General features: G+C 71.4%; 12 protein-coding genes. 9 read left to right on the top strand and 3 right to left on the bottom strand.

Features of this window, described 5'->3' with window-relative positions:
* The first annotated feature begins 27 nt into the window (after window positions 1-27).
* The 8 genes from F6W97_RS22215 (at window position 28) to F6W97_RS22250 (ending at window position 10,022) form a co-directional block, all read left to right on the top strand.
* A complete protein-coding gene (locus F6W97_RS22215; RefSeq protein WP_196279265.1) occupies window positions 28-1,047 on the top strand; it encodes a hypothetical protein in 1,020 nt (339 codons plus the stop codon).
* Window positions 1,048-1,200: 153 nt separating this feature from the next.
* Entirely contained in the window at window positions 1,201-2,112 is a 912-nt protein-coding gene (locus F6W97_RS22220) for a proteasome assembly chaperone family protein (protein WP_155372344.1), read from the top strand.
* Between the two features lie 362 nt (window positions 2,113-2,474).
* Complete coding sequence (locus F6W97_RS22225; protein ID WP_155372345.1) at window positions 2,475-4,025, top strand: AMP-binding protein; 1,551 nt, start codon at window positions 2,475-2,477, stop codon at window positions 4,023-4,025.
* Between the two features lie 271 nt (window positions 4,026-4,296).
* On the top strand, window positions 4,297-5,283 hold the full coding sequence (locus tag F6W97_RS22230; RefSeq protein ID WP_155372346.1) for an AEC family transporter: 987 nt from the start codon (window positions 4,297-4,299) through the stop codon (window positions 5,281-5,283).
* A gap of 246 nt (window positions 5,284-5,529) precedes the next feature.
* Window positions 5,530-6,987 carry a glycoside hydrolase family 6 protein gene (locus tag F6W97_RS22235; protein ID WP_230686873.1) on the top strand — a complete coding sequence of 486 codons (1,458 nt, stop codon included), beginning with the start codon at window positions 5,530-5,532 and terminating at the stop codon, window positions 6,985-6,987.
* Window positions 6,988-7,134: 147 nt separating this feature from the next.
* A complete protein-coding gene (locus F6W97_RS22240; RefSeq protein ID WP_155372347.1) occupies window positions 7,135-7,497 on the top strand; it encodes a cupin domain-containing protein in 363 nt (120 codons plus the stop codon).
* A gap of 96 nt (window positions 7,498-7,593) precedes the next feature.
* Window positions 7,594-8,061, top strand: a complete 468-nt coding sequence (locus F6W97_RS22245) for a peroxiredoxin (protein ID WP_155372348.1) — start codon at window positions 7,594-7,596, stop codon at window positions 8,059-8,061.
* A gap of 194 nt (window positions 8,062-8,255) precedes the next feature.
* Entirely contained in the window at window positions 8,256-10,022 is a 1,767-nt protein-coding gene (locus tag F6W97_RS22250; protein ID WP_155372349.1) for an ABC transporter ATP-binding protein, read from the top strand.
* A gap of 42 nt (window positions 10,023-10,064) precedes the next feature.
* On the opposite strand, the gene F6W97_RS22255 is transcribed toward F6W97_RS22250, so the two are convergent.
* From F6W97_RS22255 to F6W97_RS22265, 3 genes are read right to left on the bottom strand one after another with little or no spacing between them, the layout of a single operon-like run.
* The gene (locus tag F6W97_RS22255; RefSeq protein WP_155372350.1) at window positions 10,065-10,511 is read right to left on the bottom strand and encodes a hypothetical protein; all 447 of its coding nucleotides are present in this window, start codon (window positions 10,509-10,511) and stop codon (window positions 10,065-10,067) included.
* 14 nt (window positions 10,512-10,525) lie between these two features.
* Window positions 10,526-11,875, bottom strand: a complete 1,350-nt coding sequence (locus tag F6W97_RS22260; protein ID WP_155372351.1) for a dihydrolipoyl dehydrogenase family protein — start codon at window positions 11,873-11,875, stop codon at window positions 10,526-10,528.
* A gap of 23 nt (window positions 11,876-11,898) precedes the next feature.
* A complete protein-coding gene (locus F6W97_RS22265) occupies window positions 11,899-12,909 on the bottom strand; it encodes a LacI family DNA-binding transcriptional regulator (protein WP_155372352.1) in 1,011 nt (336 codons plus the stop codon).
* Between the two features lie 325 nt (window positions 12,910-13,234).
* Here F6W97_RS22265 and F6W97_RS22270 point away from each other — a divergent pair, with 325 nt between their 5' ends.
* Window positions 13,235-14,626: a GH1 family beta-glucosidase gene (locus F6W97_RS22270; RefSeq protein ID WP_155372353.1), complete on the top strand. Its 1,392-nt coding sequence runs from the start codon at window positions 13,235-13,237 to the stop codon at window positions 14,624-14,626.
* Window positions 14,627-14,655 lie beyond the last annotated feature (29 nt).

Below are 14,655 nucleotides of genomic sequence, written 5' to 3' on the forward strand. Positions count from 1 at the left end.
CGAACATTCGTTTTAAGGAGACTTCCCATGCGCCGCACCCCGCCCCCGGCGGCCCTGGCGGTGGGCATCGCCGCCGCGGTGATGACCCTGCAGGCACTGCTGCTGCCCCTGTTCGCCGGTCCCGCCGCCAACGTGGCACCGCGTGACCTGCCCGTGGTCGTCGCCGGCCCGGACCCGGCAGTCGAGGCCTTCACCTCCAAGATCGAGTCGATGAGCCCTGGTGCGTTCGAGGTCACCGCGGTCGCCGACGCCGCCGCGGCCGATGCCGCCGTGCTCGACCGCGAGGCGTACGCCGCCTTCGTGCTCAGCCCCACCGGCATCTCCCTGCACACCGCCTCGGCCGCGGCGCCCGCGGTCGCGAACCTGTTCAACGCCGCCGCGGCCCAGCTGGGCGCGGGCAGCGGCATACCGGTGACGGTCACCGACCTGGCCCCGCTGAGCCCCGACGACCCGCACGGCGGCGGCTTCGCGGCGGGCTTCTTCCCCCTGGTGATCACGTCCATGCTGGCTGCGATCGCGCTCTACTTCGCGGTGACGGGCTTCGCGGCCCGGGTGATCGGGCTGCTCGCCTTCGCCGCGCTGTCCGGCGCGGCCGGTGCCACCGTGCTGCAGAGCTGGCTCGGCGTGGTCGGCGGCGACTGGTGGCCGGTGGCGGGTGTCATCGCGCTGATCACCCTGGCCGTCAGCGCCACCGTGCACGGCCTGGCGAGCGTCGCCGGCCCACGCGGCATCGGCCTGGGCGCGGTGCTCGTCCTGCTGGTCGGCAACGCGCTGGGCGCGGTCGGCGCGGCCCCCGAGCTGCTGCCGCAGCCGTGGGGCGAGGTCGGCCAGTGGCTGCCGATCGGCGCCGGGGCGACGCTGCTGCGCTCGGTCGCCTGGTTCGGCGGCGCCGGTGGCGGCGCGGCCGCCTGGGTGCTGGCCTCGTGGGCCCTGATCGGCCTCGCCCTGATCGGCGTTGCCTGGCTCGGGCGCAAGGAGCAGGCTGGATCGGAGGAGGCGGAGGCGCACGAGGCAGCCCGCCAGCTCGGCGCTACGGTGGCAGCCTGAGCTGACGTACGCCGGGCGCGCCCGCCTGCGCGCCCGGCGTATCCCCGCACAGCGCGGTGCGGGAAACGAGACGATCGTGTTCCGGAACAGGAATGCGCTCCCCGCGCGCGTTGTTGGCTCCGGTGGAACGACCATCTGCAGGAGGCGAACGACGTGCTCGACCCACAGAAGCTCTACCAGCTGAGCGACGAACTGCCCGAGCTGGGCCGTCCGGTCCTGCTGCACGCGCTCTCGGGGTTCGTCGACGCCGGTGCGGCCGGCAAGCTGGCCCGCGAGCACCTGCTCGACTCGCTGGAGTCGACCGTGGTGGCCGAGTTCGACCTCGACCAGCTCTACGACTACCGCTCCCGCCGGCCGCTGATGCACTTCTCGGCCGACCACTGGGAGGCGTACGACCAGCCCAAGCTGGAACTGCACGCCCTGCGCGACCACGACGACACCCCGTTCCTGCTGATGACCGGCCCCGAGCCGGACTTCCAGTGGGAGCGGTTCGTCGCCGCGACGACCGGCCTGATCGACCAGCTCCAGGTGCGGCTGACCATCGGCATCCACGCCATCCCGATGTCGGTGCCGCACACCCGCCCCGCCGGCATCACCGCCCACGGCACGAAGCCCGAGCTGGTGGTGGGGCACGAGCCGTGGATCGCCGACGTGCAGGTCCCGGCGAGCATCACCAACCTGCTGGAGTTCCGGCTGGGCGAGTCCGGCCGCGACGCCATGGGCTTCGCCGCGCACGTGCCGCACTACCTGGCCGACAGCGAGTACCCGCAGGCCGCGGAGCTGCTGCTGACGTCGGTGTCGCGGGCCACCGGCCTGCTGCTGCCGACCGAGGACCTGCGCGAGGCCGGGGACCGGGTGCGTGCCGAGATCGAGCGCCAGCTGACCGACAACCACCAGGCCGCGGCCGTGGTCAAGGCGCTGGAGGAGCAGTACGACGCGTTCATGCGGGGTCGTGGCAGCAACCTGCTGACCGAGCCCGCGCCGCTGCCCACCGCCGACGAGCTGGGCGCGGAGCTGGAGCGTTTCCTCGCCGAGCACAGCAAGGGCGACAAGAGCGAGGGCTGACGACACGGAAAAGGGGCGGCACGCCACGGCGTGCCGCCCCTTTTCCGTGTGCTGGGTCAGGTGGGCAGGGCGATCATGGTGGTGACCGCGACGACGCCGAGCGCACAGTCCTGTCGTGATAGGTCGCGTGTACGTTCCCCCGCATGTTTGCGACATGAGTCGACCGCGTCCCGGTGCGCGACGAATGCGCAGCTCACGGCCTCGTGCTAGTGGTATCGCAGGGCGGTCCGGCGATCATCGCGACGTGCGGCGACCGCGCGGGCCGGATCGTCGCCGGACGTTGCCGGGGTATTGCCGAACGGTGAACGTGCACGCATGATGACGGAACTTCGACGTGCACCGCGTACGAGAGTGAGGCGACGATGCCCTTTTCCAGCCCCCTGGCCGACGTCGAGATCCCCGAGGTCTCCGTCCCCCAGCTCGTCATCGGGACGGCGGCGGCGCGCGGCGACCATCCCGCGCTGATCGACGGCCGGACCGGGCAGACGCTGACCTACGCGCAGCTCGCGCACATGGTGGACCGGCTCGCCGCCGGGCTGGCCGCCGCCGGTCTGCGGCCCGGTGACGTGCTGGCCCTGTTCAGCCCGAACACGCTGCTCTACCCGGTGGTGTTCCACGCCGCGCTGGCCGCGGGGGCCACGGTCACCACTGTCAACGCGCTGGCCACCCCGAAGGACCTGACCACGCAGCTCAGCGACTCCGGCGCGAAACTGCTCGTCACCGTGTCGCCGTTCCTGGACCGGGCCACGGCCGCCGCCGCGCAGGTGCAGGAGATTTTCGTCTGCGACACGGCCGAGGGATACCGCTCGGTGCAGGAGCTGATGGCCACGACCGAGCCCGCGCCCGCGGTCGTGCTCGACCCGGCCACGGCGCTGGCCGTGCTGCCGTACTCCAGCGGCACCACCGGGGTGGCCAAGGGCGTCATGCTCACCCACCGCAACCTGGTCGCCAACATCGCGCAGACCCAGCAGGTGGTGAAGTACGACCCCGCCGACAAGGTGCTGGCCGTGCTGCCGTTCTTCCACATCTACGGCCTGACCGTGCTCATGAACATGGCGCTGTCGGAGGGCGCGACGCTGGTCGTGCTGCCCCGCTTCGACCTGGTCGAGTTCCTGACCGCGATGCAGGACCAGAAGGTCAGCCGGGCGTTCGTCGCGCCGCCGATCGTGCTGGCGCTGGCCAAGCACCCGCTGGTCGACCAGTACGACCTGTCCGCGCTGCAGGTGGTCTTCTCCGGCGCGGCCCCGCTCGACGGCGACCTCGCGCAGGCCTGCGCGGCCCGGCTGGGCTGCCTGGTGCAGCAGGGCTACGGCATGACCGAGCTGTCGCCGGTTTCGCACGCGCAGGTGCACGGCGACACCCGTGTCAAGCCCGGCACGGTCGGCCCGCTGATCCCGAACACGCTGGCCCGCGTCGTGGACGTGGCGACCGGAGACGACCTCGGCGTCGGCGAGCCCGGCGAGCTCTGGATCAAGGGCCCGCAGGTGATGCAGGGCTACCTTGGCCGCCGCGCGGACACCGACGCCACCGTCGACGCCGACGGCTGGCTGCACACCGGCGACGTCGGCCTCGTCGACGCGGACGGCGACTGGTTCATCGTCGACCGGGTCAAGGAGCTGATCAAGTACAAGGGCTACCAGGTGCCGCCCGCCGAGCTGGAGGCGGTGCTGCTGGGCCACCCGCAGATCGCCGACGCGGCCGTGGTCGCCGGGCACGACGCCGACGGCGAGGAGATCCCGCACGCCTTCGTCGCCGCGGCCCCCGGCGCCGAGCTGAGCGCCCAGGACGTCAAGGACTACGTCGCCGAACGCGTCGCCCCGTACAAGCGCGTCCGCGCCGTCACCTTCGTCGACGCCATCCCCAAGAGCGCCTCCGGCAAGATCCTCCGCAAGGACCTCCGCGCCCAGCTGTGAGTCGAGCGAAGGAAGGGCGCCCTCTTGACGCTCCGCGTCATGGAAGGCGCCCTTCCCAACGCAGGATGCAGGGTGAGCAGGGCCGGTGGTCCGCGGTGGCGGCGGTCGGCGTGGTCCGGCCAGCCATGATCGTTCGACTTGCCGAGCAGGTGGTCTTGTCGGCGCTCAAGATTCGCACAGGTGCCCGGCAAGTCCGATGATCAAGGGAGCATCCGGGCGTGAGGGCCACCCGGCCGCGCGGGTGCGCCGGGTGGAGGGCTAGCGTGACCAGGTGTTCGCCGCGTTCGCTCCGATCTGGATGATCACCGCCCTGGGCTGGGGCACCATGCGGTTCGGGGTGCTGACCCGGGCCACCCAGCAGGCGCTGGCGAACTTCACCTTCGTCATCGCGATCCCGTGCGTGCTGTTCACCTCGCTGGTCAAGGTGCCGCTCGGGGAGCTGCCGCTGCGCCCGCTCGCCGCGATCGCGGCCAGCACGCTGCTCATCGGGCTGTCGGTGTACTTCGTCGCCCGCCGGCTGATGCCCGGCCCCGACGGCGACCGGGTCATCGCGGCGATGGCGTCGGCCTACCTCAACGCCGGCAACCTGGGCGTCCCGGTGGCGGTGTACGTGCTCGACGACGTTTCGCTGATCATGGCGGTGCTGGTCTTCCAGACCATGCTGCTCACCCCGCTGATCGTCGGCCGCCTGGACGCCTCGGCGCATCGGGCCGACGTGGACCGGCTGGCCGCCGAGGCGGTCGACGGGGCCGAGGGCCCGTCGGGTGGTGGCGGGTCGTCGTCGCGGTGGCGGCGGCTGGCGATGCTGCCGCTGCGTACCCCCGTGATCCTGGGGTCGATGGCCGGGGTGACCGCGAGCGCGGCCGGGTGGCTGCCGCCGGAGTGGCTGCTGCGGCCCCTGGAGTTGCTGGGCGGCGCGGCGGTGCCGGCGGCGCTGTTCGCGCTGGGCATGTCGCTGCACCAGACCGAGGCGTCGTCGTGGCGGCTGCCCGGTCGGGAGGTGACCGTGGCGGTCCTGCTCAAGGTGGTCGCTCAGCCGGTCGCCGCGTATCTGATCGGGCGTTGGCTGCTGGGCCTCGACGGCGCGGCACTGCTGGCGGTCACGCTGGTCGCGGGCCTGCCGACGGCGCAGAACACCTTCGTGTACGCCTCGGAGTTCCGCGCCTCGACCGCGCTGAGCCGCGACGCGATCCTGTTCTCCAGCCTGCTGTCGATGGGCACCCTCACACTGATCCTCTGGCTGCTCGGCCCGGTCTGACCAGTCCTCCCTGCTCACGCCCGGTACAGCGTTGACAAGGTGCCCTTGGGCTACCTATGGCGATGTCAAGGTGCCCTTCCTTTCCACGTCGGGGCGGGTGATGATGGGGGCGGGAGTCGGGCGTTGCCGTGCGAAGGGCAGAACCATTCGGTTCGTACGGGTAGCGCAGGGCCGTGCCGTCTGTCGTAGCCGGGTCCGGGCAGCTCACTGCACCTAGACCATGCACAGACGTCCCTAGGAGACGCGTTGACCCCCGATCTCACGTCATCGCCGCGCTACCGTCGCCGCCGTGACCGCCGCCTGGTCGCGCTCGGCGCGGCCGCCGCCATGACCGCCGCCACCGCGCTGGCCGGCGTCCTGCTGGCCACCACCGAGGCCTCCGCCGGCACGCTGTCCGGCACGTTCTACCGCGACCCCACCTCCAATGTGAACCGGTGGCTGGCCGCGAACCCGAACGACTCCCGCGCGGGCCTGATCGGCCAGCGCATCGGCAGCCAGCCGCAGGCGGTCTGGTTCGCCAACTACAACCAGAGCACCATCCAGTCGCAGGTGAGCTCGTACGTCACCGCCGCGAACAACGCCAACCAGGTCCCGGTGCTGGTGCCGTACATGCTGCCCAACCGCGACTGCGGCGGGGCGAGCGCGGGCGGCGCACCGACCATCGCCGCTTACCGGACCTGGCTCGACAGCTTCGCCGCGGGCCTCGGCACGCGCACCGCCGTGGTCATCCTGGAGCCGGACTCGCTCGCCTTGCAGACCTGCCTGTCGGCGACCGAGAAGTCCGAGCGCAACTCCGCGCTCAGCTACGCGGTGACCAAGTTCAAGCAGGTCAACCCGAGCGTGAAGGTGTACCTCGACGCGGGGCACTCGGCCTGGAACAGCCCTGCGGACACGGCATCGCGGTTGCAGGCGGCGGGCGTGGCCAACGCGGCGGGCTTCTACTCCAACGCGTCCAACTACCGCTGGACCGCCGACGAGGTCAACTTCGGCCGCAACGTGCTCAACGCGCTCGGCAACGGCAACTTGCACCAGGTCGTCGACACGTCGCGCAACGGCAAGGGCCCACTGGGCAGCGAGTGGTGCGACCCGGCAGGCCGGGGCACGGGCCAGGCGCCGACCACGAACACGGGTGAGGCGACCGTGGACGCGTACATCTGGATCAAGCTGCCGGGTGAGGCGGACGGCTGTGCCGCGGGCGCGGGGCAGTTCGTGCCGGACCTGGCCTACTCGCTGGCGCAGAACGGCATCGTGACCAGCCCTCCGCCGAGCCCGTCCACGGTCCCGTCGCCGTCGGTGTCCCCGTCGCGTCCGCCGTCGCCGTCCGCCTCGCCGTCGCCCTCGGCCTCGCCGTCCACTCCGCCTTCGCCGTCCCCGTCGGCGAGCCAGGGCACGGGTTCCTGCTCGGTGAGCTACCGGGTGGACAGTCAGTGGAACAACGGCTTCGTCGCCTCGGTGGTCATCACCAACCGCGGCCCGGCGATCAGTTCATGGACGCTGACCTGGACCTACGCTGGCAACCAGGCGGTCACCAACGCCTGGAACGCCACGGTGACGGCCAGCGGGGCGAACGTCACGGCCCGCAACGCCACGCACAACGGCAGCATCGCCACGAACGGCACCGCGAGCTTCGGCTTCCAGGCCTCGTACAGCGGGACCAACACCAACCCGACCGCGTTCAAGCTGAACAACGTCACCTGTAGCTGAGCAGGGACGAAGGGCCGGCGCACGACGCGCCGGCCCTTCGTCGTGGCGTCGGGCCATTGCCTGCGCACCGTACGCCGCCGGGCTTATGGTCGATAAAGGGCCTTTCGGGTGTACGTCTGTGCGCCCGCCCGCTGAGAGGCGACCGCGATGACGGGGATGGAACTCAAGAACTTCGACCGGCCCGACGAGTCCCGGCAGTTCGAGGGCCTGGGCCGGATGGATCTGGTGCAGGTCGCCGGCAGGACGGTCGGCCGGGGGCGGTTCGAGCCGGGCTGGCGCTGGTCGGTGAACGTCGGGCCGATCGCCGGCACCGCCACCTGTCAGACCTCGCATCTCGGCTACTGCGAATCCGGCACCATGCGCATCACCATGGAGGACGGGACCAGCCAGGACTTCACGGCGGGCGACATGGTGGCCATCAAGCCCGGCCATGAGGCCGAGGTCATCGGCGACGAGGCCGTGGTCTTCCTCGACTTCGGCGAGATCGCCGAGTACGCGAAGCGGCGTTGACGAGGGAACAACCGGCACCGGGCGGGTGTTCGCCGGAACGGACACGAATACGATTCGGGTCCTACGGTGGATGATCCGGTGACAGTGGAGGCAGGCATGGCGAAGGCACGTGGTCCGCAGGTGGGCGAGGTGGCGCCCGACTTCGAGCTGCCCTCGCAGGGCGGCGAGACGGTGCGGCTCAGCGACTACCGGGGCAAGCAGAAGGTGGTCCTGTACTTCTACCCCAAGGACAACACGTCCGGCTGCACCGCCGAGGCCTGCTCCTTCCGGGACAGCTACGAGGTCTTCACCGAGGCCGGCGCGCAGGTCATCGGCGTCAGCTCGGACTCCGTCGAGTCGCACGACGGCTTCGCCCAGCGCTACCGGCTGCCGTTCGTGCTGCTGGCCGACGAAGGCGGCGAGGTGCGCAAGGCGTACGACGTGCCGTCCACGTTCGGGATCCTGCCGGGGCGGGTCACCTACGTGATCGACCGGGAGGGCGTGGTGCGCCACGTGTTCTCGTCGCAGGCCAACATCGGCAAGCACGTCTCCAGCGCCCTCGAAGTAGTCCAGACCCTGGCTTGAGAGCAAGGAAGGGCACCTTCTTAACGCTCCGCGTTATAGAAGGTGCCCTTCTTAACGCCCGACGTGGTTGAGCGGGCCGTCTTGGCCCGGCCGGGCAGCCTCGCCTAGGCTCGTGCCTGGACTTCGAAGGCGAAGGGCGGCCCGCGGCCGACGACCCCTTCGCCCGCGGGCCGCCCGGCGAGGCAGGAAACGACATGGCGCTGGCCCAGCACCCCCTTGACCACCGCTACCACGGCGAGCATCCGGTACGCACCGTCGCCTACCTGCTGCGCGAGGACCGCTGGCGGCTGCTGCTCGGGGTGCTCGCGTTCGCCGTCAAGCACAGCCCGACCTGGCTGCTGCCCCTGGTCACCGCGAACGTGATCGACGTCGTGGTGCGGCACAAGCCCGTCGAGCAGCTGTGGTGGAACGCGGGCCTGATGGTCGCCTGCCTGAGCCTCAACTACCCGTTCCACGTGCTGTTCGTACGCAACCACAGCGGCTCCGTCCGCCGTATGGGCACCCGCCTGCGCTCGGCCCTGTGCCGCCGCATGCAGGAGCTGTCCATCGGCTACCACTCCCGCTCGTCGGCCGCGGTGCTCCAGTCGAAGGTGATCCGCGACGTCGAGGCGATCGAGCAGATGGTGCAGCAGGCCGGTGACGTCGGCGTCGGCGCGCTGATGATGCTGCTCGGCGGGGCCGTCGTGATCGCGCTGCGGGTGCCGCTGTTCCTCCCCGTCTTCCTGGTGCTGGTGCCGTGCGCGGCGTTCCTGGTGATGAAGCTGCGCAACCGCATGCGCACCGACAACGAGTCGTTCCGCCGCGAGGTCGAGCGGCTGTCGTCGCGGGTCGCCGAGATGACCACGCTGATCCCGATCACCCGCGCGCACGGCCTGGAGCGCGACGCGCTGCGCCGGGTCGACGGCTCGCTGGACCGCGTACTGCGCGCGGGTCTGCGCCTGGACCTGCTCAACGGCCGCTTCGGCGCGCTGGCCTGGACCCAGATGCAGGTGCTGAGCGTGGCCTGCCTGGCCGGATCGGCGCTGGTCGCGTACTACGGCTGGGTGCCGATCACCGAGGGCGACGTGGTGATGCTCAGCGCGTACTTCACCACGCTGACCGGCTCGGTGATGACCCTGATGAGCCTCGGGCCGATCTTCGTCAAGGGGCTGGAGTCGGTGCGCTCGGCCGGTGAGCTGCTGCAGGCCCCCGACCTGGAGGTCAACGCGGGCAAGCAGCAGGTCGACGACGTACGCGGCGCGGTGCGCTTCGAGGGCATCGGGTTCGCGTACGACGGGGCTGCGGGCGCCGCGGTGCGCGACTTCGATCTCGACGTCGCCGCGGGCGAGCGCATCGCACTGGTCGGCCCGTCGGGCGCGGGAAAGTCCACCATCCTGAACCTGGTCATCGGCTTCCTGCGGCCGACCTCGGGCCGCATCCTGCTCGACGGCCGCGACATGGAGACCCTGGACCTGCGCACCTACCGGCGGTTCGTGTCGGTGGTGCCGCAGGAGCCGATCCTGTTCGAGGGCAGCATCTTCGACAACGTCACGTACGGCATGGCCGACGTGCCGCTGGAGCGGGTGCGCCGGGCACTGGCCGACGCGAACGCGCTGGACTTCGTCGACCAGCTCACCGACGGCCTGGACACGGTGGTGGGGGAGCGCGGCGCACGGCTGTCCGGCGGCCAGCGCCAGCGCCTGGCGATCGCGCGGGCGCTGATCCGCGACCCGCGGGTGCTGATCCTGGACGAGGCGACCTCCGCCCTGGACACCCACTCCGAAGCGCTGATCCAGCAGGCCATGGAGCGCCTGGTCGCGGGGCGGACCGTCTTCGTCGTCGCGCACCGCCTGTCGACGATCCGCAACGCCGATCGCATCATCGTGATGCGCGACGGCCGCATCGAGGAGGTCGGCCGGCACGACGAGTTGCTGGACCGCCGGGGCGCGTACGCCCGCCTCCAGTCCGCCCAGCTCGCCTGAACCCGTCGCGCCGCACAGCCGCAGCTCAGCAGCTGTCAGAGGTTAAGAAGGCGCCCCTCCATTACGCATAGCGTGAAGAAGGTGCCCTTCCTTTGGGGCGAGGAGGAAGAGAGCCAGCGGCACGCCGAGGCCTGCGACCAGGGTGAACAGGCTTCCGCTCAGGTCGAGCCCGGTGAGGGTGCCGTGGTGGAAGGTGTGGAAACCCAGGTGCAGGGCGTTGAAGACGACGGAGCCGGCCAGCGCCAGGCGGGCCGTCGCGCGGCGGTAGCGCACCGCGGGGATCGCCAGCAGGACGGCCAGGGTCAGGAAGGTCGCGCCGAGATCCGCGGTGAGGTGCTCGTTGTACGGCGGATACGCGGCCGTCCAGTGGTGCCCGAAGCCGGGGAACGTGGCGAAGAAATGGCGGGGCGCGGCGTACGCCCACAGCCCCCACCACAGGTGCACCACCGCCATGCCGGCCAGTCCGAGCCGGACGATCAGCTGTCGCATGGCGGCAGTGTGCCCTAGACCTCCAGCTGCTGCACGGCCGCCTCGATGGCGCGGTGGAACGTCGGGTACGCGTAGATCATGTGCTGCAGCATGTGCACCGGGACCTGCGCGTGCACCGCGACGACCAGCGCGCTGAGCACCTCGCCGCCGGTCGGCCCGGCCGAGGTCGCGCCGACCAGCACGTCCCGGTCCCGGTCGGCGACGAGCTTGATGAACCCGTCGTTGCCCGCCTTGTGGATCCAGCCACGGGTCGCCTCGGGCAGCTTCGTGTACGCCGTCTGCACGTGGATGCCCTGGTGGCGAGCCGCCTCCTCGGTCAGGCCCACCGACCCGATCTCGGGGTCGGTGAAGGTGACCCGGGGGTGCGCCCGGTAGTCGGCGGGCGGCCCCTCCTGGCCGAGGATGTCGCGGATCGCGATGGCCGCCTGGTACATCGCCATGTGCGTGAAAGCCCCGTGGCCCGTGCAGTCGCCGACGGCCCACAACCCGTCGGCGGCCCGCATGTGCCCGTCCACGGTGATCGCCTTCGCGGCCGGGTCCAGGCCGACCGTGTCGAGACCGAGCTTGTGCAGGTCCGCCGTGCGCCCCGTGGCGACGAGCAGCTTCTCCGAGGTGAACTCCCGGCCGTCGGCCAGGTGCACGGTCCTGCCCTCGACCCGGACCGCCCGGCATCCGGTGTGCACGGCGACGCCCTCGCGCTGGAGCACCTCGGTGATCAGCTCCGACGACTCGGGCTCCTCGAAGGACATCAGCCGGTCCATGGCCTCGATGACGGTGACCCGCACCCCGAAGCGCTGGAACATCTGCGCCAGCTCCAGGCCGATCGCACCGCCGCCGAGCACGGTCAGCGACGCGGGCAGCTCCTCGACCTCGATCGCCTCCTTGTTGGTCCAGAAGTCGGTCTCGGCCAGGCCCGGGATCGGCGGGACCGCGGCCTTGGTCCCGGTGCCGACGACCACACCCTTGCGCGCGGTGTACGTCTGCCCGTCGACCTCGACCGTCTTCGGGCCCGCCAGCTTGCCGGTGCCGCGCACGAACCGGCCGCCACGCTTGACGAACCGGTCGACGGCGACCTTGTCGTCCCAGAAGTCGGTGGCCTCCTCGCGGATGCGCTTGGCGACCGGGGCCCAGTCGGGGAATACCTCCGAGGAGCCCGCCATGCCGTTGATCCGGCGGCCCTCGGCCAGCAGGTCGGCAGCCCGGATCATCATCTTGCTCGGGATGCACCCCCAGTACGGGCACTCGCCGCCGACCAGCCGGTTCTCGATGCCGACCACGCTCAGCCCGGCGTCGGCCAGCCTGCCGCCGACCTCCTCGCCGCCGACGCCCATGCCGAGGACGATGACGTCCACTTCTTCAGCCATGAGTCCTGTATATCCGAATCCGGTCAGGCTGACGCGCGTACCACGAGTTCCGTCGGCAGGACCACGGCCGGCGGGACCTCGTCGCCCGCGATGACCCGCAGCAGCTGGCGGGCCAGCTCCCGGCCCAGCTCCAGGATCGGCTGCCGCACGGTGGTCAGCGGCGGGTCGGTGTACCGGGAGATGTCGAAGTCGTCGAAACCGACCACGGCGACGTCCTCGGGGATGCGTCGGCCCAGCTCCCGCAGCGTGGTGATGGCCCCGTGCGCCATCAGGTCCGAGGCGACGAAGACCGCGTCCAGCTGCGGGTCGTCCTCCAGCAGCTGGCGCATCGCGGTCGCGCCGGACTCGCGGGTGAAGTCGCCGACCGCCACGATCGAGCGCCGGTCCGACCCGTGCAGCTCGGCGCGGTATCCGGCGAGCCGGTCGATGCCGGCGACCATGTCCTGGGGCCCGGCGATGGTGGCGATGCGGGAGTGGCCGGTCTCCAGCAGGTGCCGCACCGCGGCGCGCACCCCGCCCACGTGGTCGACGTCGACGTAGGGGACCGCGGAACGGCCCAGCGGGCGGCCGGTGACCACGACCGGGACGCCGAGCCGGGCGAGCTGGCCGGGCAGCGGGTCGACGCCGTGCGTCGAGGCGAACAGCACGCCGTCCACGTGGCGGGCGGTGGTGTAGCGCTCGACGCGCTCGTACCCGGCGACGGTGTTGGTCATCATCAGCACGAGCTGCTTGTCTGCGGCGTCGAGCTCCTGGCTGACGCCGTGGATGATGCTCGGGAAGAACGGGTCGTCCGAGAAGACGCGGCTGGCGCTCTCCGGCAGGACCAGCGCGATCGAGTCGGTGCGCTGGGTGACCAGGCTGCGGGCGGCCGCGTTGGGGATGTAGCCCAGCTCCTCGACGGCCCGGCGCACCGCGCTCCGGATCGGCTCGGCGACCTTGGGTGAGCCGTTGACGACCCGGGACACGGTCGCCCGGGACACCCCGGCCAGGCGTGCCACGGCCTCCAGCGTGGGCCGCTCGTGTGCCTGGCTCATGCGTGCTCCTCGCTGCCCCATCGGCAGTGCCGCCGACCTGTGCCGGACCACATCCCGGCGAACGTGACCTTACCCCTTGCGCGTTACGGCACGAAGCCGCATGTGAGAGCGCTTTCATGGTGAGAGCGTTTGCAATGGTCGGAAACGGTACGGTAGTAGACCCTTGACAGCACCGTGGCTCGACACCATTCTCTGCTTTGAGAGCGCTCTCCCGACCCGGCCGCGAATCGCCCTGATGAGCGGCCGGGTTCCTGCTGGGGAGCCGTCAAGGGATGAGTGTCGAGCGGAACAGCGGGTTCGGCAACCATCGCGACGAGGAGAACCGATGAGCATCGAACAGGCCGAGGCGGCGGCGGAGACGCTGCGGTTCCCGGAGGGGTTCCGGTGGGGCGCGGCCACGGCGGCGTACCAGATCGAGGGGGCCGCGGCGGAGGACGGGCGCGGGCCGTCCATCTGGGACACGTTCGCCCGCCGGGACGGCCGGGTGTTCGCCGGGCACACCGGGGACGTCGCGTGCGACCACTACCGGCGCTACCGGGACGACGTCGCGCTGATGGCCGAGCTGGGCGTCGGCACGTACCGGTTCTCGGTGGCGTGGCCGCGGGTCAAACCCGACGGGACCGGGCCGGTCAACGTACGCGGGCTGGACTTCTACGACCGGCTGGTGGACGAGCTGCTGGCGCACGGCATCGAGCCGATGGTGACGCTCTACCACTGGGACCTGCCGCACGCGCTGCAGTCCCACGGGCGGGGCGGCTGGGGGGACCGGGACACGGCGGCGTACTTCGCCGAGTACGCCGCGGTGACCGCGTCCCGGCTCGTGGATCGCGTCGGCACCTGGACCACGCTGAACGAGCCGTGGGTGTCGGCGTTCCTCGGCTACGCCAGCGGGGACCACGCACCCGGGCACACCGACAATCGCACCGCCTTCCGGGCCGCGCACCACCTGCTGCTCGGGCACGGGCTGGCGGCGCAGGCGCTGCGCGCGGCGGGCGTACGCGAGCTGTCGCTCACCGTCAACCTCGCCCGGGTCAACCCCGAGGACCCCGGCGACCCGCACGACGTGGCGGCGGCGTGGCGCGTCGACGGCGTACTCAACCGGATCTTCCTGGATCCGGTGCTGCGCGGCCGCTACCCGCTGGACATGCTGGGGCTGTTCGAGCGGTTCGGGGCGGCGGACGCGATCGCCGACGGGGACCTGGCGGTCATCGCCACGCCGATCGACCTGCTGGGCATCAACTATTACCAGCCCGCCCTGGTACGCGCGCAGGTCGGCGCGGCGGCGCACCCGATGTACCCCGGCAGCGAGGGGGTCGCGTTCCTGCCGCAGCCCGGCCCGGTCACCGACATGGGCTGGACGGTCGACCCGACCGGCCTGTCCGACCTGCTGCTGCGGCTGTCCCGGGAGTATCCGGGCACGCCGCTGATGGTGACCGAGAACGGCGCGGCGTACGCCGACACGCTGACCGGGGACCGGGTGGCCGACCCGGACCGGATCGCCTACTTCGACGGCCACCTGCGCGCCGTGCACGCGGCCCTGTCCGGCGGCGCCGACGTGCGCGGTTACCTGGCCTGGTCGCTGCTGGACAACTTCGAGTGGGCCTTCGGCTACGACAAGCGCTTCGGCCTCGTCTACGTCGACTACGAGACCCAGCGCCGCTACCCCAAGGACTCCGCGCTCTGGTACCGCGACGTCATGCGCACCGGCAAGCTCTGACCCACGGCGGCGGTCTCGCGGTGTGCCCT

Source organism: Catellatospora vulcania (assembly GCF_009720385.1).
Lineage (GTDB): Bacteria > Actinomycetota > Actinomycetes > Mycobacteriales > Micromonosporaceae > Catellatospora > Catellatospora vulcania.